The sequence below is a fragment of the Kitasatospora sp. NPDC088160 genome (genome assembly GCF_044741445.1).
Lineage (GTDB): Bacteria > Actinomycetota > Actinomycetes > Streptomycetales > Streptomycetaceae > Kitasatospora.
This window is the reverse complement of record NZ_JBIUSS010000001.1, coordinates 188,154-212,932: the sequence shown is the minus strand read 5'-3', so window position 1 is coordinate 212,932 and position 24,779 is coordinate 188,154. Positions and strand designations below refer to the sequence as shown.

Annotated in this window: 20 protein-coding genes; 15 read left to right on the top strand and 5 right to left on the bottom strand. The window is 72.7% G+C overall.

The window, feature by feature from the left end; translation table 11 throughout:
- Positions 1–393: 393 nt before the first annotated feature.
- Together ACIOGZ_RS00830 and ACIOGZ_RS00825 are read left to right on the top strand one after the other, a co-directional pair.
- The gene (locus ACIOGZ_RS00830; protein ID WP_400984228.1) at positions 394–1,137 is read left to right on the top strand and encodes a carbon-nitrogen hydrolase family protein; all 744 of its coding nucleotides are present in this window, start codon (positions 394–396) and stop codon (positions 1,135–1,137) included.
- A 221-nt stretch (positions 1,138–1,358) separates the two neighbouring features.
- The gene (locus ACIOGZ_RS00825) at positions 1,359–2,765 is read left to right on the top strand and encodes a class II fumarate hydratase (protein WP_363579494.1); all 1,407 of its coding nucleotides are present in this window, start codon (positions 1,359–1,361) and stop codon (positions 2,763–2,765) included.
- Between the two features lie 104 nt (positions 2,766–2,869).
- Here ACIOGZ_RS00825 and ACIOGZ_RS00820 read toward each other — a convergent pair whose 3' ends face one another.
- Complete coding sequence (locus ACIOGZ_RS00820; protein WP_063349890.1) at positions 2,870–3,340, bottom strand: SPW repeat protein; 471 nt, start codon at positions 3,338–3,340, stop codon at positions 2,870–2,872.
- Between the two features lie 186 nt (positions 3,341–3,526).
- Here ACIOGZ_RS00820 and ACIOGZ_RS00815 point away from each other — a divergent pair, with 186 nt between their 5' ends.
- The 7 genes from ACIOGZ_RS00815 (at position 3,527) to fahA (ending at position 12,247) form a co-directional block, all read left to right on the top strand.
- The gene (locus tag ACIOGZ_RS00815; protein ID WP_363579496.1) at positions 3,527–4,099 is read left to right on the top strand and encodes a PadR family transcriptional regulator; all 573 of its coding nucleotides are present in this window, start codon (positions 3,527–3,529) and stop codon (positions 4,097–4,099) included.
- A 134-nt stretch (positions 4,100–4,233) separates the two neighbouring features.
- On the top strand, positions 4,234–5,934 hold the full coding sequence (locus ACIOGZ_RS00810) for an acyl-CoA dehydrogenase family protein (protein ID WP_400804775.1): 1,701 nt from the start codon (positions 4,234–4,236) through the stop codon (positions 5,932–5,934).
- Between the two features lie 156 nt (positions 5,935–6,090).
- Positions 6,091–7,437 (top strand): phosphoribosyltransferase family protein, encoded by a 1,347-nt coding sequence (locus ACIOGZ_RS00805; RefSeq protein WP_363579500.1) that lies wholly within the window; start codon positions 6,091–6,093, stop codon positions 7,435–7,437.
- Positions 7,438–7,643: 206 nt separating this feature from the next.
- A complete protein-coding gene (gene hppD / locus ACIOGZ_RS00800) occupies positions 7,644–8,858 on the top strand; it encodes a 4-hydroxyphenylpyruvate dioxygenase (protein ID WP_363579502.1) in 1,215 nt (404 codons plus the stop codon).
- 76 nt (positions 8,859–8,934) lie between these two features.
- On the top strand, positions 8,935–10,149 hold the full coding sequence (locus tag ACIOGZ_RS00795; RefSeq protein WP_363579504.1) for a cupin domain-containing protein: 1,215 nt from the start codon (positions 8,935–8,937) through the stop codon (positions 10,147–10,149).
- Entirely contained in the window at positions 10,146–11,027 is an 882-nt protein-coding gene (locus ACIOGZ_RS00790) for a hypothetical protein (protein WP_400804771.1), read from the top strand. The genes ACIOGZ_RS00795 and ACIOGZ_RS00790 overlap by 4 nt, the downstream gene beginning before the upstream one ends.
- Positions 11,024–12,247, top strand: a complete 1,224-nt coding sequence (gene fahA, locus ACIOGZ_RS00785; protein WP_363579508.1) for a fumarylacetoacetase — start codon at positions 11,024–11,026, stop codon at positions 12,245–12,247. The genes ACIOGZ_RS00790 and fahA overlap by 4 nt, the downstream gene beginning before the upstream one ends.
- A gap of 137 nt (positions 12,248–12,384) precedes the next feature.
- Here the strand turns inward: fahA and ACIOGZ_RS00780 are convergent, their stop codons facing one another.
- A complete protein-coding gene (locus tag ACIOGZ_RS00780) occupies positions 12,385–13,158 on the bottom strand; it encodes an SDR family oxidoreductase (RefSeq protein ID WP_363579510.1) in 774 nt (257 codons plus the stop codon).
- Positions 13,159–13,255: 97 nt separating this feature from the next.
- On the opposite strand from ACIOGZ_RS00780, the gene ACIOGZ_RS00775 reads away from it, so the two are divergent.
- The 5 genes from ACIOGZ_RS00775 (at position 13,256) to ACIOGZ_RS00755 (ending at position 19,678) form a co-directional block, all read left to right on the top strand.
- Positions 13,256–13,867 (top strand): TetR/AcrR family transcriptional regulator, encoded by a 612-nt coding sequence (locus tag ACIOGZ_RS00775; RefSeq protein WP_400984225.1) that lies wholly within the window; start codon positions 13,256–13,258, stop codon positions 13,865–13,867.
- A 148-nt stretch (positions 13,868–14,015) separates the two neighbouring features.
- Positions 14,016–15,062 carry an enoyl-CoA hydratase/isomerase family protein gene (locus ACIOGZ_RS00770; protein ID WP_400984223.1) on the top strand — a complete coding sequence of 349 codons (1,047 nt, stop codon included), beginning with the start codon at positions 14,016–14,018 and terminating at the stop codon, positions 15,060–15,062.
- A gap of 74 nt (positions 15,063–15,136) precedes the next feature.
- Positions 15,137–15,799 carry a GntR family transcriptional regulator gene (locus ACIOGZ_RS00765; protein WP_400984220.1) on the top strand — a complete coding sequence of 221 codons (663 nt, stop codon included), beginning with the start codon at positions 15,137–15,139 and terminating at the stop codon, positions 15,797–15,799.
- A gap of 195 nt (positions 15,800–15,994) precedes the next feature.
- Positions 15,995–18,721 carry a pyruvate dehydrogenase (acetyl-transferring), homodimeric type gene (gene aceE, locus ACIOGZ_RS00760; RefSeq protein WP_400984217.1) on the top strand — a complete coding sequence of 909 codons (2,727 nt, stop codon included), beginning with the start codon at positions 15,995–15,997 and terminating at the stop codon, positions 18,719–18,721.
- 171 nt (positions 18,722–18,892) lie between these two features.
- Positions 18,893–19,678 carry an enoyl-CoA hydratase gene (locus ACIOGZ_RS00755; RefSeq protein ID WP_063349877.1) on the top strand — a complete coding sequence of 262 codons (786 nt, stop codon included), beginning with the start codon at positions 18,893–18,895 and terminating at the stop codon, positions 19,676–19,678.
- A gap of 136 nt (positions 19,679–19,814) precedes the next feature.
- On the opposite strand, the gene ACIOGZ_RS00750 is transcribed toward ACIOGZ_RS00755, so the two are convergent.
- Positions 19,815–21,638, bottom strand: coding sequence for an NAD-binding protein (locus ACIOGZ_RS00750; protein ID WP_400984214.1), 1,824 nt, complete (start codon positions 21,636–21,638; stop codon positions 19,815–19,817).
- A 255-nt stretch (positions 21,639–21,893) separates the two neighbouring features.
- Between ACIOGZ_RS00750 and ACIOGZ_RS00745 the strand changes: the two genes are divergently transcribed.
- Positions 21,894–22,493, top strand: coding sequence for an HdeD family acid-resistance protein (locus ACIOGZ_RS00745; RefSeq protein WP_363579522.1), 600 nt, complete (start codon positions 21,894–21,896; stop codon positions 22,491–22,493).
- Positions 22,494–22,542: 49 nt separating this feature from the next.
- On the opposite strand, the gene ACIOGZ_RS00740 is transcribed toward ACIOGZ_RS00745, so the two are convergent.
- Both ACIOGZ_RS00740 and ACIOGZ_RS00735 read right to left on the bottom strand, forming a co-directional pair.
- A complete protein-coding gene (locus ACIOGZ_RS00740) occupies positions 22,543–23,178 on the bottom strand; it encodes a DUF6461 domain-containing protein (protein WP_063349874.1) in 636 nt (211 codons plus the stop codon).
- A gap of 60 nt (positions 23,179–23,238) precedes the next feature.
- On the bottom strand, positions 23,239–24,480 hold the full coding sequence (locus ACIOGZ_RS00735; protein WP_400984482.1) for a CoA transferase: 1,242 nt from the start codon (positions 24,478–24,480) through the stop codon (positions 23,239–23,241).
- Positions 24,481–24,779: the final 299 nt, after the last annotated feature.

Genomic DNA, 24,779 nt, shown 5'->3' with positions numbered 1-24,779 from the left:
CCCGGGTCGGTCCCCCTGCGGTCTTCCGTGCCCCCGGCCATGCCCCGCCCTGTCGTCGTCATGAGTCCGCCCCCACTAGCCGGTCACCCGCGCCGAGCGGCGGTGATGCCGCACGGCGATGATGCCGAGCAGCGGCGATCAGGGTGGGGCCGGTGTGAATCCGGCCCAGGCAGGAGCGTACGAAGTGGCGTACGGCAGTTTGAAGCACTCCACGCAGCTATTCATCCATTCGGGTGATCATGCCCCAGGCCGGCGCCCGCTCCCGGCACAACGCGGAGCGGTACGTGCGTCCGCCCCGGCCGCCTCCCTCCCGGCTGCCACGCGAAACCCTTGTCCACCGCCCGGACCTGCGCATACGTTGATCTTTTCCACCTCGCGCCCGGAGGCACCGCCATGCCCGCACCCCTGATCGCCGCCGCCACCGTCACCGTGGCCGTCGCCCAGCCCGCCTGCGCCGACGCCGGCCGCCCGGACACCGTGGCCGTGAACGTCGAACGGCACGCGCAGGCGGTACGGGAGGCCGCCGCGCGCCTGGTGGTGTTCCCCGAGCTGTCCCTGACCGGGTACGACCTGGCCGCGCCCGCGCTCGGCCCGGCCGATCCGCGCCTCGCCCCGCTGGTCGCCGCCTGCGCCGCGACCGGCACGACCGCCCTGGTCGGCGCGCCGGTCACCGAGCCCGGCGGGGGCGAGTCCATCGCCACCCTGGCCGTCACCGGCGAAGGCGCCGTCGTCGTGTGCCGGAAGACGCGGCTGCACGGCGCCGAGGACGACCGGTTCACCCCCGGCGACGGGCCCGCCGTCCTGGAGCTGGACGGCCTGCGGTTCGGCCTCGCGATCTGCGCCGACGCCGCCGATCCCACGCACGCCGAGGAGACCGCCGCGCTCGGCATCGACGCCTATGTCGCCTCCACCCTGTACGGCGCGGGGCCCGCGCAGGCCGCCCGCCGCGACGGGCACCTCCGCGACCGCGCCGCCGCCCACGGGGTGTGGGCCGTGCTGGCCACTTCCGCCGGGGCGAGCGGCGAGCAGCCGCAGACCTCGGGCGGCTCCGGCTTCTGGGCGCCGGGCGGCGCCCTGATCGCCCAGGCCGGCACCGCGCCGGGCGAACTCGTCCGCGCCGAGCTGCCCCGGCGGTAACGACGGAGGCGGCCCGGCGGACGCGACGGTGACCACGGACACGGCCCGGCGGACGCGGCCCGACCGTCACCGTGGACGCGGCCGGGCCGGAACGGCGAGCGTGGCCGGGCTGCGACAACCGGATGCGGCCGGGCGGAAATACCCGGGGCCCACGCGCGGCTGTGGTGATCGGAGACCGCTCGGGGCCGGACCACCGGCCCGTTCAGGAGGTGCAGCGCGTGATGGGTGACGAGCAGGAGAACCAGCGGGAGTACCGCGTCGAGCACGACTCGATGGGCGAGGTCCGGGTGCCGGCCGCCGCGAAGTGGCAGGCGCAGACGCAGCGGGCGGTGGAGAACTTCCCGGTGTCCGGCCAGCGGCTGGAGCGCGCGCACATCGCCGCGCTGGCCGGGATCAAGGCCGCAGCGGCCCGGGTGAACGCCCGCCTCGGCGTCCTGGACGAGGACACGGCGGCGGCGATCGCGGCGGCGGCCGAGGAGGTCGCCGAAGGGCGGTGGGACGACGAGTTCCCGGTGGACGTGTTCCAGACCGGTTCGGGCACCTCGTCCAACATGAACGCCAACGAGGTGATCGCCACCCTGGCCGCCGAGCGGCTGGGCCGCCCGGTCCACCCGAACGACCACGTGAACGCCAGCCAGTCGTCCAACGACGTCTTCCCGTCCTCGATCCACATCGCCGCCACCGCCGCCGTCACGCACGACCTGATCCCGGCGCTGGAGCACCTGGCGGAGGCGCTGGAGCGCAAGGCCGCCGAGTTCGCGCAGGTGGTCAAGTCGGGCCGGACGCACCTGATGGACGCCACGCCGGTCACCCTCGGCCAGGAGTTCGGCGGCTACGCCGCCCAGGTCCGGCACGGGCGGGAGCGGCTGCTGGCGACGCTCCCCAGGGTCGCCGAACTGCCCCTCGGCGGCACGGCGGTGGGCACCGGGATCAACACCCCGCCGGGCTTCCCGGCGGCGGTGATCGAGGAGGTCGCCCGCACCACCGGCCTGCCGCTCACCGAGGCGCGGGACCACTTCGAGGCGCAGGGCGCCCGCGACTCCCTGGTCGAGCTGAGCGGGCAACTGCGCACGGTGGCCGTCGGATTCACGAAGATCGCGAATGACCTGCGGTGGATGGGCTCGGGCCCGCGCACCGGCCTCGGCGAGATCAACCTGCCGGACCTGCAACCCGGTTCGTCGATCATGCCGGGCAAGGTGAACCCGGTGCTCCCCGAGGTGGTGCTGATGGTCGCCGCCCAGGTGGTCGGCAACGACGCGACGGTCACCCTGGCCGGCGCGAGCGGCAACTTCGAGCTGAACGTGATGCTCCCGGTACTCGCCCGCAACGTGCTGGAGTCGGTGCGGCTGCTCGCCAACAGCGCCCGCCTGCTGGCGGACCGGACGGTGGACGGCATCACCGCCAACGTCGAACGGGCCCGGGAGTACGCGGAGTCCTCCCCCTCGGTGGTCACCCCGCTGAACCGCTACCTCGGGTACGAGGAGGCGGCGAAGGTCGCCAAGCGGGCGCTGGCCGAGCGGAAGACGATCCGACAGGTCGTGCTGGAGCACGGCTACGTGGAACAGGGCAAGCTCACCCGTGAGCAGCTCGACGAAGCCCTCGACGTCCTGCGGATGACCCGCCCGTGACGGCCACCGACCCGCCCGTGACGGCCGCGGCTCCCTGACGACGTGCGCCGGGGCGCGGAGGACGGTTCGGCCCTCCACGCCCCGGACGCGGGCTGTCAGTGACGTCAGCCCTTGGCGCGGCCGGCGCGGCCGAGCCGCATCGCTGCTCCGTTCGCCGTGATCGTGGCCATCGAGATCGCCGCGAGACCGAGCAGGAACATCACGGCACCGACGATGACGCAGGTGACGATGTTCCTGCCCTGCGCGGCCGATCCGGAGACGAGCCAGGGAGAGACGATCGTCCACGCGCCGAGCACGGTGGCCGCCCAGGCCCTCGCGTGGGTGCGCTCGTAGGCCGACCCGTATCCCGCCATCAGCACGCAGTAGGCCAGGCCGACGATCAGGCAGGTCACGGTCAGCGTGTTGAAGGCGGTGAAGCCGACGATCCATGGCGATGCCGCCAGGAAGAGGCCCGCCAGCACGGCCAGGGCCTCCGTGGCCTGGGCGCGCGGGGTCGAGGTGATCCGCTCGTAGTGCTCCCGTAGTTCGACGATGTCCGGGTGATGCTCCATGCCCATCGGAATCTGGGTAGACACCGATACCACCTCCTATGGTTCGGAACATGGAGGGCTCTTGCCCCGTACCCATTCTGGCGCTTCTCCGATGATTTGCGCCTTTTGGCCGTAAATGCTCGACAACCATCCGATCACGGCGGTGACCTGCGTCTCACCACTCCGGCCCCCCATTGCCTATGCAATTCGTTGCATAGCAGGATGCCGGACATGGCACTGGAGCACGCGATCCTCGTCTCACTGCTGGAGCAGCCGGGCTCGGGCTACGAACTGGCCCGGCGCTTCGACCGCTCCATCGGGCGCTTCTGGACCGCCACCCACCAGCAGATCTACAAGGTGCTGCGGCGGATGGAGGCCGACGGCTGGGTCGCCGCCGAAGAGGTCGCCCAGGACGGCCGACCGGACAAGAAGGTCTACTCGGCGGCCGACGCCGGACGGGCCGTGCTCGCCGGCTGGCTGCGCGAACCGGTCGAGCCGGAGTCCGTCCGACACGAGCTCGCGGTCAAGATCCGCGCCGCCGCCTTCGACGACCCGGCCGCGCTGATCTCCGAGGTCGAACGGCACCGCGAGAGCCACGCCGCCCTGCTCGCCCGCTACCTGCACGGCGAGCAGCGCGACTTCCCCGACCTCACCGCGCTCGACACCCAGCAGGAGCTCCAGCACGTGGTGCTGCGCGGCGGCATCGAGTACGAGCGGATGACCCTCGCCTGGCTCGACGACGTGCTCGCCACCCTGCACCGCCTCGCCGTGGATGACAGGTCACAGATGACGGGTGACAGATAACAGAATCTGAACGCTGAAATCTGTCAGTTGTCATCTGTTCACTGTTCGCCGTCACCCGCCGGCCACCACCCGCCGCCTCCTCACCCGCCACCCCTCACCCTCGACCCCTCACCCTCGACCCCCGGGAGCCCGTGATGCTCTTCAACCCGCGTACGTACGACCCCGCGCAGTTCGACGAGCCGACCCGCCGGCTGCTGCGCGCGACCGTGGACTGGTTCGAGTCCCGCGGCAAGAAGGCACTGATCGACACCTACGTCGACCGCACCTGGTACGCCGACTTCCTCGAATTCGCCGCCAAGGAGGGCCTGTTCGCGGAGTTCCTGACCCCGTCCGCGGCCGACCCGGGCAAGCGCTGGGACACCTCCCGGATCGCCGAGCTGAACGAGATCCTCGGCTTCTACGGCCTCGGCTACTGGTACACCTGGCAGGTCACCATCCTCGGCCTCGGGCCGGTCTGGCAGAGCAAGAACGAGGCCGTCCGGGCCCGCGCCGCAAAGCTCCTGACGGAGGGTCACGTCATGGCGTTCGGCCTCTCCGAGCGCACCCACGGCGCCGACATCTACTCCACCGACATGATCCTCACCCCGGACGGCGAGGGCGGTTTCACCGCGACCGGCTCCAAGTACTACATCGGCAACGGCAACGTGGCCGGCCTGGTTTCGGTGTTCGGCCGCCGCTCCGACGTCGAGGGCCCCGAGGGCTACGTCTTCTTCGCCGCCGACAGCCGCCACGACGCGTACCACCTGGTCAAGAACGTGGTGAACGCCCAGATGTACGTCAGCGAGTTCCGGCTGGAGGGCTACCCGGTGCGCGCCGAGGACGTGCTGCACACCGGGCAGGCCGCCTTCGACGCCGCGCTGAACACCGTCAACGTCGGCAAGTTCAACCTCTGCACGGCCTCGGTCGGCATCTGCGAGCACGCGATGTACGAGGCCGTCACGCATGCCCACAACCGGGTGCTGTACGGCCGGAAGGTCACCGACTTCCCTCACGTGCGACGGGAGTTGACCGACGCGTACGCCCGTCTGGTGGCGATGAAGATGTTCAGCGCGCGGGCCGTGGACTACTTCCGCACCGCCTCCCCCGAGGACCGCCGCTACCTGCTGTTCAACCCGATGACCAAGATGAAGGTCACCACCGAGGGCGAGAAGGTCATCGACCTGATGTGGGACGTCATCGCCGCCAAGGGCTTCGAGGCGGACACCTACTTCGACAAGGCGGCGAAGGACATCCGCGGCCTGCCGAAGCTGGAGGGCACCGTCCACGTCAACCTGGCGCTGATCCTCAAGTTCATGGGCAACTACCTGTTCGCCCCGAGCGACTACGCTCCGGTGCCGACCCGGCTGGACGCCGCCGATGACGCCTTCCTGTTCCGCCAGGGCGCGGCCCGCGGCCTCGGCGCGATCCGTTTCCACGACTGGCGCACCGCGTACGACCGCCACACGCAGCTGCCGAACGTCGCCCGCTTCCGCGAACAGGCCGACGGCTTCTGCGAGCTGCTGCTCAGCCACGCGCCGAGCAAGGAGCAGCAGGCGGACCTGGACTTCCTGCTGGAGATCGGCCAGCTGTTCGCACTGATCGTCTACGGCCAGCTGGTGCTGGAGCAGGCGGAGCTGACCGGCCTGGACGAGGACGTCCTGGACCAGATCTTCGACGCGCTGGTCCGCGACTTCTCCGCGCACGCGACCGAGCTGCACGGCAAGGCCTCGACGACCCCGGAGCAGGCCGCCTGGGCGCTGGCGAACGTGCGCCGGCCGGCCGCCAACGCGGAGCGGGCCGCCGCCGTGTGGGCCCGGGTCGAGGAGCTGTCGGGCGCGTACGAGATGCGGCCGTAGCCGCCGCGCGGAACGTGGAACGACCCCGGGGGTGCGGACCGGGGGCACGGGCCTGAACCCCCGGTCCGCACCTCCGGCCCACGCCCCCGGGGCCCCGCCCCCTCGGTGCCCCGCCCGACGCCGCCCGGACGTACCGTGGAACACGGAGGGCGCGTCATGCACGGCACCGGGACCCACTTCACCGACCGGACCGACGCGGGCCGGCGGCTGGCCGCCCGCGTGGGCCACTTGGGCGGCGCCGACACCGTGGTGGTGGCGCTGCCCAGGGGCGGGGTTCCGGTGGCCGCCGAGGTGGCGGCCGCGCTCGGCGCGCCGCTGGACATCTGCGTGATCCGCAAGCTCGGCGTGCCCTACCAGCCCGAGCTGGGCATGGGGGCGATCGGCGAGGACGGCGTCCGGGTGCTGAACGAGCAGGTCATCCGGCTGGCCGGGGTCGGCGACGACCAGCTGGCCGCCGTGGAGCGGCGCGAGCGCACCGAGTTGGAGCGCCGGGCCCGCCGCTACCGGGGCGGCCGCCCGCCCACCGACCTGCGCGGCCGCACGGTGATCGTGGTGGACGACGGCGTCGCCACCGGCTCCACCGCCCGGGCCGCCTGCCGGATCGTCCGGGCCCGGGGCGCGGCCCGGGTGGTGCTCGCCGTCCCGGTGGCCCCGGCGGACTGGACGGAGCGCCTGTCCGAGGTCGCCGACGAGCTGGTCTGCGTCGGCACACCGTCGCCGTTCTTCGCGATCGGCGAGTTCTACGGGGACTTCGCGCAGACCGGCGACGAGGAGGTCCTGCGGCTGCTCGCCGAGGCCGCGGGCGGGCGGCGCGCGCCGGGGCCGGTGGACGTGGACCGCGAGCTGGTCCTGCGCGCCGCCGGTGTGCGCCTCGCCGGCCGGTTGACCGTCCCCGCCGCACCGAGCGGCATCGTGCTCTTCGCGCACGGCAGCGGCAGCGGCCGGCGCAGCCCGCGCAACCGTCACGTCGCCCGGTACCTGAACCGCTCCGGGCTGGCCACGCTGCTGTTCGACCTGCTCACCGAGGCCGAGGAGCCGGACCGCCGCAAGGTGTTCGACGTCGCTCTGCTCGGTGACCGGCTGACCGCCGTCGCCGAGGAGCTGAGCCGGCTGGAGGAGACCCGCGGCCTGCCGCTCGGCCTGTTCGGCGCCAGCACCGGCGCCGCGGCCGCCCTGCACACCGCCGCCGCGCTCGGGCCCGCCGTCGGCGCGGTGGTCTCCCGCGGCGGGCGCCCCGACCTCGCCGGTCCCGACGTCCTGGGCCGGGTGAGCGCCCCGACGCTGCTCGTGGTCGGCGGCCTGGACACCACCGTGATCGACCTGAACCGGCGGGCCCGGGCCCGGCTGCACTGCGTGAGCGAACTGGCGGTGGTGCCGGGTGCGGGCCATCTGTTCGAGGAGCCGGGCACGTTGGACCAGGTCGCCGAGCTCGCCGGGGCCTGGTTCCTGCGCCACCTCCCCCCGCTCGGGACCGCCCAGGACCCGGTGTCGCGGGCCCCGTGAACCGGTCCCGATCGGCAGCACATTTTGCGCAGCCGAATGCGGGATTTCCTGATCAGCTTGTACACATTGAACAGTGAAATCCCGACCTGTTGCCCAGCCACCCGGACAGGAGCAAGCTCTCCGCCAGCCGCACCGCCCACCCGTTCGCGGCGCGGCCGCCTCAAGCGGACGCCTCAGAGCCGAGGCCAAAAGTGGAGGAACGACCGATGACCCCGCAGTCCCACGCCCTTGAGCTGACCCCCGAGGAGCGCGAGGCCGGCCTCGACGCCGACCAGCTGCGCCGCCTCGTCGGCCTCGTCGAGCACGACCCGGCCACCGACCCGTTCCCCGTCACCGCGCAGGACGCGGTCGTCTTCGTGGTCGGCAACGCCACCCAGACGGCCCAGTTCTACCAGGCCGTGTTCGGCATGGAGCTGGTCGCCTACTCCGGCCCGGAGACCGGCCGTCGTGACCGCAAGGCCTTCGTGCTCCGCTCCGGCTCCTGCCGCTTCGTGATCAAGGGCGGGGTGCTGCCGGACAGCCCGCTGCTGGACCACCACCGCCGCCACGGCGACGGCGTCGTCGACCTGGCCCTGGAGGTCCCGGACGTCGACAAGTGCATCGCGCACGCCCGCGCGACCGGCGCCACCGTCCTGGAGGAGCCGAACGACGTCTCCGACGAGAACGGCACCGTGCGCCGCGCGGCCATCGCCACCTACGGCGAGACCCGCCACACCCTGATCGACCGCTCCCGCTACCACGGCCCCTACCTGCCGGGGTACATCACCGCGCAGAGCAAGGTCCAGCACCCGGAGGGCTCGCCCAAGCGCCTGTTCCAGGCCCTCGACCACGCCGTCGGCAACGTCGAGCTGGGCCGGATGGACGAGTGGGTGTCGTTCTACAACCGGGTCATGGGCTTCGTGAACATGGCCGAGTTCGTCGGCGACGACATCGCCACCGACTACTCCGCCCTGATGTCCAAGGTCGTCGCCAGCGGCAACCACCGGGTGAAGTTCCCGCTCAACGAGCCGGCCATCGCCAAGAAGCGGTCGCAGATCGACGAGTACCTGGAGTTCTACACCGGCCCCGGCTGCCAGCACATGGCGCTCGCCACCAACGACATCCTCACCACCGTCGACGTGCTGCGCTCGCGCGGCGTGGAGTTCCTCGACACCCCCGACTCGTACTACGACGACCCGGAGCTGCGCGCCCGGATCGGCAAGGTGCGGGTGGACATCAACGAGCTGAAGTCGCGCGGCATCCTGGTCGACCGCGACGAGGACGGCTACCTGCTGCAGATCTTCACCAAGCCGATCGGCGACCGCCCCACCGTCTTCTACGAGTTCATCGAGCGGCACGGTTCGCTGGGCTTCGGCAAGGGCAACTTCAAGGCGCTGTTCGAGGCGATCGAGCGCGAGCAGGACGCCCGCGGCAACCTGTGAGTGCTGGGGAACTCTGAGCACGGTCGGGCGTACCGTGAGGACGGTCGGCTGAGCACGGTCGAGGAGGAGCAGGGAGATGGCGTACTACCGGCAGCTGGGCAGCATCCCGCCCAAGCGGCACACCCAGCACCGCACACCCGAAGGCGGGCTGTACTACGAGGAGTTGATGGGCGAGGAGGGGTTCTCGTCGGACTCCTCGCTGCTCTACCACCGGGGCATCCCCTCGGCCGTGGTGAACGCGGTGCCGTGGGAGCTGCCGGACCAGTCCACGGTGCCCAACCACCCCCTGCTCCCCCGCCACCTCAAGCTGCACGAGCTGTTCGCGGACCAGGAGTGGAAGTCCGCGGACGTCGTCGGCAGCCGCCGCCTGGTCCTCGGCAACGGCGACGTGCGGATCTCGTACGTCGCCGCCGGGGCCCCGAGCGAGCTGTACCGCAACGGACTCGGTGACGAGTGCGTGTACGTGGAGTCCGGCTCCGGCACGGTCGAGACGGTCTTCGGCTCGATCGAGGTCGGCCAGGGCGACTACGTGATCATCCCGCGCGCCACCACCCACCGCTGGGTGCCGACCGGGGACGAACCGCTGCGCGCGTACTGCATCGAGGCGAACAGCCACATCACCCCGGTCAAGCGCTACCTCTCCAAGTACGGGCAGCTGCTGGAGCACGCGCCGTACTGCGAGCGGGACTTCCGCGGCCCGGTCGGCCCGCTGGTCGTCGACGCCACCGGGGACGCCGCCGGAGACGTCGACGTGCTGGTCAAGCACCGCGGCCCGAACGGCGTCTCGGGCACCCGCTACACCGTGCCGCACCACCCCTTCGACGTGGTCGGCTGGGACGGCTGCCTGTACCCGTACGCCTTCAACATCCGGGACTTCGAACCGATCACCGGCCGGGTCCACCAGCCGCCGCCGGCCCACCAGGTGTTCGAGGGCAACGGCTTCGTGATCTGCAACTTCGTTCCCCGCAAGGTGGATTACCACCCACTGTCGATCCCGGTGCCGTACTACCACGCCAACGTGGACAGCGACGAGGTCATGTTCTACTGCGGCGGCGACTACGCGGCCCGCAAGGGCTCGGGCATCGGCCAGGGCTCGATCTCGCTGCACCCCGGCGGGCACACCCACGGGCCGCAGCCCGGCGCGTACGAGCGCAGCATCGGCGTGGAGTTCTTCGACGAACTCGCCGTCATGGTGGACACGTTCCGCCCGCTGGAGCTCGGCGAGGGCGGCCGGGCCGGCGAGGACGGCAACTACGCCTGGACCTGGGCCGGGCGGGGGCCCGGGCGATGAGCGCCGCCTCGTCCGCCGCGCCCGACTCACCGGCCACCGGGGCGATCCCCGAGCTGTTCCACGGGCTCTTCGACGACGCCGCGGTGTTCCCCCCGGGGAACCTGCCGGTCGCCGAGGCGGTGCCCGCGCACCGCGGGCACCGCGCGGCCTGGTACGCCGAGGCGGTCGGCCCGCTCCTGTGCGGGGCCGGCCGGCTGGGCGAGTTGGCCGCGGCGGTGGCGGGCGGTGCGCCGCTCGGGGTCGGGCTCGTACTGCCGGGGGGCAGTGCCGAACTCGGCCCGGCGCTCGCCGCCGCCGCGCCCTTCGAGGTGGCCGGCGTCGAACTCGCCGTCCGGGACGCCGCCGAGGCGGTCGCCGCCCTGGACCGGCTGCTGCCGCCGGACGTCCCGGCCGCCATCGAGCTGCCGCGCGAACTCCTGCGCGGCGACGGCCTGGGCGAAGTGCTGGACGTGCTCGTCGACAGCCCCTACCGGGCGAAGTTCCGCACCGGCGGGGTGGTGGCCGAGGCGTTCCCGGACGAGGAGGAGCTGGCCGCCTTCCTCACCGGCTGCGCGCTGCGCGGACTGCCGTACAAGTGCACCGCCGGACTGCACAACGCCGTCCGGCACACCGACCCGACCACCGGCTTCGAGCACCACGGCTTCCTCAACGTGCTGCTGGCCGCGCAGGAGACCGACCGGGCCGCAGCAGCGGCGGTGCTGGCGGAACGCGACGGCGCGGTGCTGGCCAAGGCCGTCCAAGCGCTGACCGACCGTCAGGTCACGGTGATCCGGAACTCGTTCACCGCGTTCGGCACGTGCAGCATCGCCGAGCCCCTGGACGACCTGGCCGCGCTCGGCCTGCTGTCGTCCACGTCACAGCCCCAGGAGGACCGTTGAGCACCACCCCCCGCAGCTGGCTCGCCAGCGCCCAGGACTCGCCGTTCGGCGTGCACAACCTGCCGTACGGCGTGTTCACCGCCGCCGACCAGCCCGGCCGGCGCCGGATCGGCGTGCGCGTCGGGGACTTCGTGCTGGACGCCGCGGCGGCCGCCCGGGCGGCCGGGGCGCCGTCCGTGCTGCTGGCCGCGGACTCGCTCAACCCGCTGCTGGCGGCGGGGCGTTCGACCTGGACGCAGGTCCGGGCCGACCTCACGCGGTGGCTGACGGACGAGTCCTACCGCGAGGCGCTGTCGCCTGCGCTGCTGCCGGCGGGCGAGGTCCAGCTGCACCTGCCGTTCGAGGTCGCCGACTACGTCGACTTCTACGCCTCCGAGCACCACGCCACCAACCTGGGCCGGATCTTCCGCCCGGGCTCGGAGCCGCTCACCCCCAACTGGAAGCACCTGCCCATCGGTTACCACGGGCGGGCCGGCACGGTGGTCGTCTCCGGCACCCCGGTGGTGCGGCCCCACGGGCAGCGCAAGGCGCCCGCCGACCCGGCGCCGTCGTTCGGGCCGACCCGGCGGCTGGACATCGAGGCGGAGGTCGGCTTCGTCGTCGGCACCCCGTCCGAGCTGGGCCGACCGGTCGTCCTGGACGACTTCCGCGAGCACGTGTTCGGCGTCTGCCTGGTCAACGACTGGTCCGCGCGCGACATCCAGGCCTGGGAGTACGTGCCGCTCGGCCCGTTCCTCGGCAAGTCCTTCACCACCTCCGTCTCCCCGTGGATCGTCCCGCTGGACGCCCTGCAGCACGCCCGGGTCGCGCCGCCCGAGCGCGACGTCGAGCCGCTGGCGTACCTGGACGACCGCGGCGGCGAACCGTGGGGACTGGACCTGGCGCTGGAAGTCCGGCTGAACGGGCACCTGGTGTCCCGGCCGCCGTTCGCCTCGATGTACTGGACGGCACAGCAGCAGCTCACCCACATGACGGTCAACGGCGCCTCGCTGCGCACCGGCGACCTGTTCGCCTCGGGCACCGTCAGCGGGCCGGAGCCGGAGACCCGCGGCGCGCTGATCGAGCTGACGTGGAACGGCGAGGAGCCGCTGAAGCTCCCGGACGGCACCACCCGGACGTTCCTGGAGGACGGCGACGAGGTCACCATCACGGCCACCGCGCCGGGGGCGGACGGCGCCGTCATCGGGTTCGGCGAGGTGACGGGGCGGGTCCAGCCGTAGCCGGTCCACAGCCGCTGGCCCACAACTGACGGCGAACAGATGACAGATAACAGCTGACAGATTTCATCATCTGTCAGCTGTTATCTGTTACCCCCGCCCCCTCCTCGAACTCCCCCCGCGCACCGGACCCACCGCGCCTACAGGCCCGCCCCACCGGTGGCGTCGATGACCCGGCCGGTGACCCAGCGAGCGTCATCGGAGGCGAGGAAGGCGACGATGTCCGCGACGTCCTCCGGCTGCCCGACCCGGCCGAGGGCCGCGAGCGAGGCCGCATGGGCCTCCGCCTCCGCGTTGCCGCGCAGCCAGCCGGCGTTGACGTCGGTGTCGACGACACCCGGCGCGACCGAGTTGGCGGTGATCCCGCGCGGGCCGAGCTGCTTGGCGAGGTTGAGGGTGAAGGTGTCGAGCGCCCCCTTGGTCGCCCCGTAAGCGATGATCTCCGGCATGGCGAGGCGGGCCGCGCCGCTGGAGACGTTGATGATCCGGCCGCCGTCGCGCAGCCGGTGCAGTCCGTGCTGGACGACGAAGAACGGCGCACGGACGTTGACGGCGAAGACCTCGTCGAAGCCCTCCTCGGTGAGCGCGGCGAGGTCGGCACTGCGCCCGATCCCGGCGTTGTTCACGATGATGTCGACGCCGCCGTCGGGCGCGTGCGCGCCGATCCCGGCATCGAACGCCTCCCACAGCGCGGCCGCGTCCCCGTGCCGGCCGAGTTCGGCGTGCAGCGCGAAGGCTCGGCCGCCGTCGGCGCGGATGCCCGCGACGACCTCACCCGCCGCCTCCTGATCGCGGGCGTAGCCGACGGCGACGGTGGCGCCGTCGCGGCCGAGCCTGCGGGCGATCGCCCGGCCGATCCCCCTGCTGCCCCCGGTGACCAGCGCGGTCTTGCCCTTGAGTGCCTGCCTGCCCATGACTGAGCCCCTTCCCGCTTCGCCCACCCTATTTGTTGAGTGGTCGCTCAAGAAAGAAGCTAACACACTTGTTGAGCGGGTGTTCTAAAATTCCGGCATGACCGAGAACCCGACGCGGCCCCGGCGCGGACGACCGCCGACCTTCGACCGGGGCGTGGCGCTGACGGCGGCGACCCGGCTGTTCTGGGAGCGCGGCTACGAGGCCACCTCCGTCACCGACCTGACCACCGCCATGGGCATCCGGCCCGGCAGCCTCTACGCCGCGTTCGGCGACAAGCGCTCGCTCTTCGAGGAGGTCGTCCGCCACTACGGGCACTCCCCCGTCGGCGCGTTCGCGGAGGCCGCCCTACAGGAGGAGACCACCGCGTACGCGGCCTTCGCCCGGATCCTGCGCGAGGCGGCGGCCATCTACCCCGACCCCTCCCACCCGGCCGGCTGCCTGGTGATCAGCGCCGCCACCAACGTCTCCCCGCAGGACGCCGAGGTCCAGGCCCACCTGCGCGACCTGCGCAACCGCAACCTCCACGCCTTCGAGACCAGGCTGCGCACGGCCCGGGCGGACGGCGAACTCCCGCCCGACGCCGACCCGCACGCGCTGGCCGGCTACTTCGGCACGGTCATCCAGGGCATGTCGCAACAGGCCCGGGACGGCGCCACCGCCGCCGACCTGGCCCGGACCGCCGAACTCGCCCTGCGCGCCTGGCCGTAGGGCCCCGAACCGGGCCCGGGCGGCCGGCCGGCGGGCCGCGAGGACGGCCCGCCGCCCGCCGGGTGATCACGGCTCCGCGCCGCCCCGGTACGGTGGACGACAGGAGTCGTCAAGACCGAGGAACGACCGAACGACGGGAACAGACCCGATGAGCGCAGAGGTGGCGGAGGTCCAGGTCTCCCTGGACAGCGGGGTCGGACGGATCGTGCTGAACCGACCGCGGGCGCTCAACTCGCTGACCCACGGCATGATCACCACCGTCCACGCGACGCTGGCCGAGTGGGCCGCGGACGACCGGGTGCGCACCGTCGTCCTGACCGGCGCCGGCGAGCGCGGCCTCTGCGCCGGGGCCGACCTCCGCGCACTGCACGACGACGTCAAGGCCGGCGGGGCCGGCACCCGGGCCTTCTTCCGCGACGAGTACCGGCTGAACGCGCTGATCGCCCACTACCCGAAGCCGTACGTCGCGGTGATGGACGGCATCACCATGGGCGGCGGCATCGGCCTGTCCGCCCACGGCGCGGTCCGGATCGTCACCGAACGTTCCACCGTCGCCATGCCCGAGACCCGGATCGGGCTGGTCCCGGACGTCGGCGGCAGTCGGCTGCTCGCGCTCGCCCCGGGCGAGTTGGGCACCCACCTCGGCCTCACCTCGGCCTCGATGGGCCCCGGTGACGCGCTGCTGTGCGGGTTCGCGGACCACTTCGTCCCCTCGGCGCGGATCGCGGCGCTGCTCGACGCCCTGGCCGAGAGCCCCGACCCGGCCGCCGTCGTCGCCGCGCACGCCGAGCCCGCGCCGGGGGCCCCGCTCGCGGAGCAGCGCGGCTGGATCGACGCCTGCTACGCGGCCGACAGCGTCGCGGAGATCGTCGAACGACTGCTGAACTCCGGTGTGGCGGAGGCGAAGGAGGCCGCGGAGCTGGTCCTCGGCAACTCCCCCACGGCCGTCACGGTGACCCTCGCCGCGCTGCGCCGGGCCCGCACGCTCCCCTCCCTGGAGGCCGTGCTCGACCAGGAGTACCGCGTCTCCTGCGCCGCGCTGGGCGGGCATGACCTGGTCGAGGGCATCCGCGCCCAGGTGATCGACAAGGACCGCACCCCGCGCTGGTCCCCGGCGACGCTCGCCGAGGTCGGGGAGGCGGACGTCGCCCGCTTCCTCGCCCCTCGCGTGGGCGACGAGTTGGGCCTGGCCTGACCGGGCGGCGGCGCCGGCCCCGCACCGCCACGCGTCATGAACCACGCGTCATGAACCACGATCAAGGAGCCCGCATGACCCGCCCGAGCCCTCCGCCGCCTACCGGGGACGCCGACCCGCTGTCCCGGGTGCCGCTCGGCGAGCAGGTGCGCGGACTACTGCTGGAGGGCCTGCTGAACGGGCGCTGGCAGCCCGGCGACCGGATCGTGGAACGGCGCCTGGCCACCGAGTTGAACGTCAGCCAGGCGCCGGTGCGCGAGGCGCTGCGCTCGCTGCAGTCGCTCGGGCTGCTCGACGCCGAGCCCAACCGGGGCGTGCGGGTGCGCGAGATCAGCCCGGCCGAACTGCGCGAGGTCTACCAGGTGCGGGCCGCACTGGAGCGGCTGGCCGCCGAGTCGGCGGTCATCCGCCTGGCCGGGGACACCGCCGCCCTGGAGCAGCACGCGGAACGGATGGCGGCGGCGGCCGGGGCGGGTGACGCGCTCGGGCAGGCCCGGCACGGCGTGGCCTTCCACCGCGAGATCGTGGCCGCCGCCGGCAACGGGGCACTGCTGCGGACCTGGGAGGGGCTGGGCGTGGAGGTGTGGACGGTGCTGTCGCTGCACCGGGTCCGCCCGGAGCTGCACGAGAACGCGGCCGACCACGCTCCGCTGATCGAGGCCTTCCGGCGGCGGGATCCGGAGGTCGGGCGGCTGCTGGCGGAACACGTCCTGGAGTACGCCGACCGCTCCGCCTGAGCGGATCCGGACGGGGTCCTGGCCCGGGATCATAGTTCGCATAAAGATGATCGATCATCGCTCACATTACCCTCCAGTAGCGGTTGACGCGCCGCCGGATCACTCCCTACCGTCCATAGAGACCTTCCATGGAGAGAAATGTCATTCCGCATCCCGGAATCGGCACTCTGAAGCACCGGCAAAGGGGAACCATCCGTGTCCCAGCTCGACCAGCTTCCCGACCACGACCCCGAAGAGGTGGCGGAGTGGCGCGCCTCCCTGGACGCCGCCCGCGACTTCGGCGGAGCGCACCGCGCCGCCCACCTGCTGCGCCGCCTCGTCGAACACGCCGAACTGCGCCGGCTCGACGTCCCGCCGCTCCTGGACACCCCGTACGTCAACACCATCCCGACCGGCGCCGAGCCCGAGTTCCCCGGCGACGAGGCGATGGAGCGCCGGATCACCGCCTGGAACCGCTGGAACGCCGCCGCCATGGTGACCAGGGGCAACCACCGCGGCGGCCTCGGCGGGCACATGGCCACGTACGCGTCCGCCGCCTGGCTGTACGAGGTCGGCTTCCAGCACTTCTTCCGCGGCAAGGAGGCCGACGGCTCCGGCGACCAGCTGTACGTCCAGGGCCACGCCGCGCCCGGCGTCTACGCCCGCGCCTTCCTCGAAGGGCGCATCGGCGAGGCCCAGTTGGACCGCTTCCGGCAGGAGGCCGGCGGCGACGGCCTGCCCTCGTACCCGCACCCGCGCCGGCTGCCGTGGTTCTGGGAGTTCCCGACCGTGTCCATGGGCCTCGGACCGCTGTCGGCCATCCACCAGGCCCGGTTCAACCGGTACCTGACCGCGCGCGGCATCAAGGACACCTCCGGCTCGCACGTGTGGGCGTTCCTCGGCGACGGGGAGATGGACGAGCCGGAGTCGACCGCCGCGCTCGCCCTGGCCGCCCGCGAGGGACTGGACAACCTCACCTTCGTGGTCAACTGCAACCTCCAGCGCCTGGACGGACCGGTACGCGGAAACGGAAAGATCGTCCAGGAGCTGGAGCGCCAGTTCCGCGCCGCCGGCTGGAACGTCGTCAAGTCACTGTGGGGCGAGGCCTGGGACGACCTCCTGGCCCGCGACACCACGGGCGCGCTGGTGCGCCGGCTCGGCGCGGTGCCGGACGGACAGTTCCAGACCTACGCCGCCTCGGACGCCCACTACGTCCGCGAGCACCTGTTCCAGGCCGCGCCCGAACTCCGGGCGATCGCCGAAACCGTGGACGACCAGCGGCTGTTGGAGATCGTCGCGACCTCCCGGGCCGGACACGAACCGCGCAAGGTGTACGCCGCCTACCGGGCGGCGCTGGAGCACCGGGGCGCCCCCACGGTGGTACTGGTGCAGACGGTCAAGGGCTGGACGCTCGGCCCCGGCTTCGAGGCCCGCAACGCCAACCACCAGATGAAGAAGCTCTCCGGGGCCGAGTTCCGGGCGATGCGCGACCTGCTCGAACTCCCCATTCCGGACAGCTCCTTGACCGGCGAGCTGGTCCCGTACGCGCACCCGGGCCCGGACTCCCCGGAGGCCCGCTACCTCCGGGAGCGGCGCGCCGCGCTGGGCGGCCCCGCGCCCGCCCGCCGGGTGCGCTTCACCCCGCTGCCCGAGCTGCCCGCGAAGCCCTTCGAGACGCTGCTCAAGGGCTCCGGCACGCAGGAGATCGCGACCACCATGGCGTTCGTCCGACTGGTCAAGGACCTGATGCGGGACAAGGCCACCGGCCACCGCTGGGTGCCGATCGTCCCGGACGAGGCACGCACCTTCGGCATGGAGTCGCTCTTCCCGAGCGCCGGCATCTACTCGCCGCTGGGGCAGACCTACGACCCGGTCGACCGCGACCAACTGCTCCACTACAAGGAGTCGGCGACCGGCCAGATCCTCAACGAGGGCATCACGGAGGCCGGTTCGATGGCCTCGCTGACCGCCGCCGCGACCGCTTACGCCACCCACGGCGAGCCGGTGATCCCGTTCTACATCTTCTACTCGATGTTCGGCTGGCAGCGCACTGCCGACCAGATGTGGGCCCTGGCCGACCAGTTGGGCCGGGGCTTCCTGATCGGCGCCACCGCCGGACGCACCACGATGACCGGCGAGGGCCTTCAACATGCCGACGGACACTCGCAGTTGATTGCCTCCACCAACCCGGCGGCACTGTCCTACGACCCCGCCTTCGGGTACGAGGTCGCGGTGATCGTCCGCGAGGGCCTGCGCCGGATGTACGGCAGCAGCCCCCGACACCCGTACGGCGAGGACGTGTTCTACTACCTGACCGTCTACAACGAGCCTCTGCCACAGCCGCCGCTGCCGACCGGCGCGGATGTCACCGACGTCACCGATGTCACTGACATCACCGACGGCATCCTGCGCGGGCTGTACCGCTACCGCCCGGCGGAGCCCTCCCCGGACGGCGACGCGCCGCGGCTCCAACTGCTCGCCTCGGGCACCGCCGTTCGCTGGGCACTCGCCGCCCAGCAACTGCTCGGCGAGGACTGGGGCGTGGCGGCGGACGTCTGGTCGGCACCCTCCTGGACGGAGCTGCGCCGGGAGGCACTGGACTGCGACGCGGCCAACCTGACACAGGCTGCGGCCGGTACGGGCGCGGCGGCGTGCGTCCCCTACGTGACGCGGGCACTGGCAGGGGCGCCCGGGCCGGTGCTGGCGGTCAGCGACTGGATGCGCGCGGTGCCGGACCAGATCCGCCCGTGGGTGGAGCAGGACTGGACGTCGCTGGGCACGGACGGCTTCGGCCTCTCCGACAGCCGGGACGCGGCGCGCCGGCACTTCGGCGTGGACGCCCAGTCGGTCGCGGTGGCGGCGCTGGCCGCGCTGGCGCGCCGGGGTGAGGTCAAGGCGGAGACCGTCCGGCAGGCGGCCGAGCGCTACGGGGTCCGCTTCTGACCCCTGGCGGCCCGTGTCCGGAGCCCTGGGCCCCGGCTCCGCAGCGGGGAGCCGGGCCCGTGACGACCGTCTCGCATACCAAGACTGGCGCGAGGCGGGGCGCGTCGTAGATCGTTGGATGGTCAGGGCGCGCCCGCGCGGCGCCGAGCAGCGGAATGGGAGTCAACGGCGATGACCGAGACCGAGACCTACGAGACGATCCTGGTCGAGCGCAAGGGCCGGGTGGGGCTGATCACGCTCAACCGACCGAAGGCGCTCAACGCTCTGAACACCCAGCTGATGAACGAGGTGGTCGCGGCCGCCACCGCCTTCGACCGGGACCCGGAGATCGGCTGTCTGGTGATCACCGGCTCGGAGAAGGCGTTCGCGGCCGGCGCCGACATCAAGGAGATGCAGGGCAACCGGTTCCCGGACGTCTACCTGGACGACTGGCTGGGCCCCTGGGACCGGCTCGGCGCGCTGCGCAAGCCGGTGGTGGCGGCGGTGGCCGGGTTCGCGCTGGGCGGCGGCTGCGAGCTGGCGATGCTGTGCGACATCCTGCTGGCGGCGGACACCGCGAAGTTCGGGCAGCCGGAGATCAAGCTCGGCGTGATCCCCGGCATCGGCGGCTCGCAGCGGCTGACCCGGGCGGTCGGCAAGGCGAAGGCGATGGAACTGTGCCTGACCGGCCGGATGATGGGCGCCGAGGAGGCCGAGCGGGCCGGCCTGGTCTCCCGGATCGTCCCGGCGGACCAGCTGCTGGCCGAGGCCCTGACGGTGGCCGAGACCGTCGCGGCGATGTCCACCCCGGCGGCGGTCATGCTGAAGGAAAGCGTCAACCGCGCCTTCGAGACGACCCTCGCCGAGGGCGTCCGTTTCGAGCGCCGGCTGTTCCACGCGGCGTTCGCTACGGCGGACCAGAAGGAGGGCATGGCGGCGTTCGCCGAGAAGCGCCCGCCGTCCTTCACCAACCGGTGACCTGGCCGCTCACGACTGACAGCTGACGGGTAACAGCCGACAAGCAACAGATAACAGCTGACAGATTTCGTCATCTGAAATCTGTCAGCTGTTATCTGTTAGCTGTTATCTGTCGGCTGTTACCCGTCAGCCGCCATCACACCTCGTCCACCAGCGCGGTGTTGAGCCGGGCGAGCCCGCTACGGGTGGCGGCGACCACGATCTGGTCGCCGGGGGTGAGGCGCCGGGTGCGGTCGGGGAAGTTCCACTGCAACTGCGCGCTGCGGGCGAACCGGACGGCGATCACCCGGACGCCGCCCGGGTCCTCCAGGTCGTGCTGGTTCATCCCGATCAGCCCGCTGCCGTCCTCGACCGTCAACTCGGCGATCAGCAGCACGTGCCGGAACACCGACAGCATCCCGCGCCCCATCAGGGCGGCGGCGAAGGCGGGTGCGGCCAGGTACGAGACCGAGCGCGAGGCCGCGTTGTCCAGCGTCGCGTAGAAGTGCCCGGCGAAGTTGTCATCGAACAGCCGCACCACCACCCGGACTTCGGGATTCCCGTGGCGCGCCTCCAGGGCCGCCTCCAGGTTGGTGGCGTCGTCGCCGCTGACCGCGACCAGCGCCCGACTGTGCTTCAACCGGGCGCGGCGCAACTGCTCCTCGAACGGGCCGTCGCCCAGGACCACCGGGATGCCGAGCGCCCGGGCGGCGGCGATGCCCCGGGCCTGCGGGTCGCGCTCCATGCAGACCACCGGCACACCCAGTTCGTGCAGTTGGGCCGCGACCCGGGTGCCGACGTTGCCGAGGCCGACGACGATCACGTGGTCCCGGGTGCCGGCCCCGGGGTTGCGGGGCTGCCCGCGCCGCCCGGAGCCGAGCACCTCGACCGCGATGGCGGTGGCGACCGGGGCGAAGGTGATCCCGCAGATGGTGATCACCACCTGTGCCACCCGCTGCCACAGCCCGCCCGTCCCGGTCCCGGCGGCGATGTCGGCGAGTTGGTCGGGCTGGGCGGCGCCCGCGAGGTCGAGCAGCGAGATGTAGAGGGTCCAGCCGAAGTTCCGGTTCAGGTACCAGAGCACGCCGAAGGCCATCAGCACTGCGGCGAGGGCGGTGAGCAGCACCAGCCGCATCCGGGCGCTGGTGAAGAAGCGCATCATGTCGAGCAGCCGCCAGCGCGCCCGCCGCGCCCAGCTGATCGGTTCCCTGGGTTCGATGCGCAGCGCTTGGAGGGCGGCCACGCCGCCCGGCTCCTCCTCGGGCACCGGCTCCTCCTCGGGCACCGGCTCCGGTTCCGCGTCGCGGCGGACGCCACCGGGGCGCACCGGCCCGTCGTCGCCGAACTCGCTGGCGAGCCGGACGAAGTCGGCCGAGTCGCCGCGCTGTTCGGGCAGCAGGCGGATCCTGCTGAGGTCCTGGCGGTCGATGTGGTCGGCGACCACGCAGATCCGGTCGGAGGTGATGGCGTCGTCGAAGGCGATGTGCAGGAAGCGTCCGCCGATCTCGACCGAGTTGGGCCGCCCGAGCGCCGCCGCGGCGAAGGCGGGTGCGGCGGTGGCGGAACCGGAGAGCGCGGCACCGTTCCTGAGCAGCCGTTCGATGTTCTCGCCGAGGCGCTGGTTGAACATCCGGAGCACGATCCGGATGTCCGGGTTGTGGCCTTGGGCGCTGAGCGCGGCGTGGATGTTGTCCTGGTCGCTGCCCTCGACGAGGGCGAGGCCGCGGGCGGTGTCGATCGACACCTCGCGCAGCGCCTCGTCGGTGATGCTGGCGTACTCGACGACGGCGGCGACGCCGGGGAGTTGCTCGATCTGCGGCGCGTGGTCGCGGGTGCGATCGGCGACCAGGACGACGACCGGAACCTCGTAGTGCTCGACGAGTTCCAGGACCAGCCGGTGGGCGAGTGCGTTGCCCCCGCAGACGATGTAGTGCTGACTGACCGGCTCGACCGAACGGGTCCCCCACCCTTCAGAAGTCATACCGCCGGATGATATCGACGGCAGGCGGCCGGACGGTGTCGTTCCGGCGACCGGAAGGCCACCGGAGCCGCTCCATCGAACATTCGTCTCCTCCGTGCTCCCTCTCCCGTCCCCCTTCCATCCCCCCTCCGCCTCCTCTCCTCCCTCTCCTGTCTCCGTCCCCCGAACGGCCGTACCCGACGCGCCGGTCGGCGGTGGCCCGGCCAGTCTGGGGTTCGACCCCTGCCCGTCCCCGGCCCCGAGGAGTACACCACCGTGGTTTCCCCGATCATCACCCCCGACGGTTCCCCGGTCCAGGGTCCGCTCGGCCAGCTCGCCAAGGCCGCCTGGCAGGTCCTGCTGCTCGCCGGAATCGTCTCGCTGGCCCTCGGAATCGTCGTCTTCGTCTGGCCGAGGGAGACCCTGCTGGTGGTGGGCGTGCTGTTCGGCCTCTACCTGCTGGTCATCGGCATCGTGCAGTTGGTCGCCGCGTTCGGCACCCACGCGTCCACCGCACTGCGGGTGCTGGCCTTCATCAGCGGGGCGATCTGCGTCCTGCTGGGGCTGCTCTGCTTCCGCAGCGCGGCGCAGTCGCTGGTCCTGCTGGCGATCTGGATCGGCATCGGCTGGCTGTTCCGGGGCATCACCCAGCTCGCCGCCGCGGTCTCCGACCCGGAGATGCCGGCCCGTGGCTGGCAGGCCTTCGCAGGAGCGGCCAACACGGTGGCCGGTGTGCTGCTGCTGGTCTGGCCGGTCGGTTCGATCGCCGCGTTGACCGTCCTGGCCGGCTGCTGGCTACTGATCCTCGGGCTGATCGAGATCGTGACGGCCCTCCAGATGCGAGGCCGGGCCAAGCAGATCCCGGCGGGGGTCTGACTTCACGACCTGACTTCACGGGCCTGACTTCACGGGCCTCACTCCGCAGCTAGCGCGTCGGCGCGTAGCCGATCCGGAACGTGGCGGCCTCCAGCCGTTCCGGCGTGAGCCGGACGTCCGTCAGCCGCTCGGCCAGCGCGAACGCGGCCTCGGTGTGCAGGTCATGACCCTCCCCGTCGAGCTGGAAGCCGCAGGCCGTCAGCAGCGCGGGGACACCGGGGGCGTCGGCGTCCGAACCGTGCCGCTGGGTGGGGAACAGCGGCTCGAACTGGAGCCGGCAGCTGCCCTGCTCCCACCAGTTAAAGTGGTCCACCGCGACGGCGTTCCGGAAGTGCGAGACCAGCCGGGTGCCGTCGGCGAGGCGGCGGATGACGTCGGGCAGGCTGCCGAGGTAGCCGAAGACCTCGACGACGACGGCCCACCCGTCGAGTTCGGTGACGGCGACGAGCAGCCGGTCATCCTCCGGCTCGATCCGGGCCTCCGCCTCCTCGTCCTCCCCGTCGTCGAAGGTCTCCCAGGCGGCGACCACGGCGTCCAGGCCGGTGACCTCCCGACCGGGCAGGGCGCCGAAGCGGCGCAGCAGTTCGTCGGCGGTGATCCCCTCGACCAGCGTCAGGCAGTGGGCCGCCCCGGGGATGGGGTAGCGCTGCTCGAACCAGGTGTAGTCGGTGGCGTGTGCAGTCATGCGCCGATGCTGCCAGCTGCCTGTGACACCGCCGGCCGGGGCGGCGGTTGCGCGGCGTCCTCAGAGCCAGACCGGCGCGTCCGTCCCCCAGCGCCCCGGCGGGCGGGACCAGTCGGTGGGCGCGCCGGTGTAGGCGATGGGCGGCAGGGCGTGGCGCAGCCGTCCGTAGGCGGAGTCGGTCTCGGCGAGCCACCGGGCCGGGTCGTACGCCCCGGTGTCCGGAGCGCCGTCCGCCGGGGCAGCAGGAGCGGGCGCCTCGGGCGGGATGCCGTGCAGCAGCCACGAGGCCGTACCGGCGAGGGAGAACCGCAGGTGGCGGCCGCCGGGCCGACCGGTGCGCTGCTCGGTGAGGGCGCGCAGGACGGCGGCGGCGACGAGGTAGCCGGTGCCGTGGTCGAGGGCCTGGGCGGGCAGTACGCCGGGGCGGCCGTCGGGGCCGGCCTCGTGGGCGGCGATGCCGACGCCGGCCTGGACGAGGCTGTCGAAGCCGCGCCGGACGGCCCAGGGGCCGGTCCAGCCCCAGGCGCAGAGCTGCGCGACGATCAGGCCGGGGTGGCGGGCCGACAGTGCGTCGGGGGCGAGGCCGTGCTCGTCGAGGGCGCCGGGGCGGTAGCCGGTGACGAGGACGTCGGCGGTGGCGAGCAGGCCGTCGAAGACGGCTCGGTCGGCGGGATCGGCGAGGTCGAGGCGGGCGGAGCGCTTGCCGAAGCCGGTGTCGGCGTGGGCGTCGTCGGCCTCGGGGAGCTGGGGCGGGTCGACGCGCAGGACGTCGGCGCCCAGCAGGGCGAGGGTGCGGGTGGCGACCGGTCCGGCGATGACCCGGGTGAGGTCGAGGACGCGGATCCCGGCGGCGGGCCGCTCCGGGCCGGCGTCGCCGAGCGGGCGGACGGGCGCGGTGCCGGTCACCCGGCTCTCCACCAGGGGGTGCATGGTGGCACTCACCGGCGCGACGGCCACGGCGAGCGCCCCCGCTTCGAACGCCCGCTCCTGGACCTGCTCCGCCAGCAGTCCACCCAGCAGCTCGGCGAGTTGTTCGGGCCCGGCGTCGGCGGGCAGGTCGAGGGCGGCGAGCAGTCGGGTGCGGTGGTGCGGGTAGTTGGCGTGGGTGCGGACCCAGCCGTCGGCGGTGCGCCAGAAGCCGGAGTGCGGGGCGAAGCTGACGGGCGTGCGACCGTCGACGGTCAGGTGGCGTTCGCTGACGAAGGCGGTGGCGACGGCGCCCTGGTCCACCCGGACGGCGGGGACCGGGCCGCCGGCGCGGTGGGCGGCGAGTTCGGCGGCGGCCAGCGAGCAGGCGGCCACGGTGGCCCGGGCGAGCCGGCGCACCGGCAGGCCGGAGGGCAGGACGTCGCCGGGGCCGTGGAAGGAGACCCGCCCCAGCAGGTCGGCCGATCCGCCGAGGGCGGTCCAGAGTTCGGCGGTGGGCCGGTCCGTGGGTTCCCCGCCGGGGGCGGGCTGTTCGGTGGGCGCGGCCTGATCGGTGGAGGCGGGCTGATCGGCGGGCACGGCCTGATCGGTGGAGGCGGGCTGATCGGCGGGCACGGCCTGATCGGTGGAGGCGGGCTGATCGGCGGGCACGGCCTGATCGGTGGAGGCGGGCT

Coding starts and splice junctions, on each gene's coding strand:
- ACIOGZ_RS00830 (WP_400984228.1), top strand. CDS start 394: ATGCCCGCACCCCTGATCGCCGCCGCCACCGTCACCGTGGCCGTCGCC.
- ACIOGZ_RS00825 (WP_363579494.1), top strand. CDS start 1,359: ATGGGTGACGAGCAGGAGAACCAGCGGGAGTACCGCGTCGAGCACGAC.
- ACIOGZ_RS00815 (WP_363579496.1), top strand. CDS start 3,527: ATGGCACTGGAGCACGCGATCCTCGTCTCACTGCTGGAGCAGCCGGGC.
- ACIOGZ_RS00810 (WP_400804775.1), top strand. CDS start 4,234: ATGCTCTTCAACCCGCGTACGTACGACCCCGCGCAGTTCGACGAGCCG.
- ACIOGZ_RS00805 (WP_363579500.1), top strand. CDS start 6,091: ATGCACGGCACCGGGACCCACTTCACCGACCGGACCGACGCGGGCCGG.
- hppD (WP_363579502.1), top strand. CDS start 7,644: ATGACCCCGCAGTCCCACGCCCTTGAGCTGACCCCCGAGGAGCGCGAG.
- ACIOGZ_RS00795 (WP_363579504.1), top strand. CDS start 8,935: ATGGCGTACTACCGGCAGCTGGGCAGCATCCCGCCCAAGCGGCACACC.
- ACIOGZ_RS00790 (WP_400804771.1), top strand. CDS start 10,146: ATGAGCGCCGCCTCGTCCGCCGCGCCCGACTCACCGGCCACCGGGGCG.
- ACIOGZ_RS00780 (WP_363579510.1), bottom strand. CDS start 13,158: ATGGGCAGGCAGGCACTCAAGGGCAAGACCGCGCTGGTCACCGGGGGC.
- ACIOGZ_RS00775 (WP_400984225.1), top strand. CDS start 13,256: ATGACCGAGAACCCGACGCGGCCCCGGCGCGGACGACCGCCGACCTTC.
- ACIOGZ_RS00770 (WP_400984223.1), top strand. CDS start 14,016: ATGAGCGCAGAGGTGGCGGAGGTCCAGGTCTCCCTGGACAGCGGGGTC.
- ACIOGZ_RS00765 (WP_400984220.1), top strand. CDS start 15,137: ATGACCCGCCCGAGCCCTCCGCCGCCTACCGGGGACGCCGACCCGCTG.
- ACIOGZ_RS00755 (WP_063349877.1), top strand. CDS start 18,893: ATGACCGAGACCGAGACCTACGAGACGATCCTGGTCGAGCGCAAGGGC.
- ACIOGZ_RS00750 (WP_400984214.1), bottom strand. CDS start 21,638: ATGACTTCTGAAGGGTGGGGGACCCGTTCGGTCGAGCCGGTCAGTCAG.
- ACIOGZ_RS00740 (WP_063349874.1), bottom strand. CDS start 23,178: ATGACTGCACACGCCACCGACTACACCTGGTTCGAGCAGCGCTACCCC.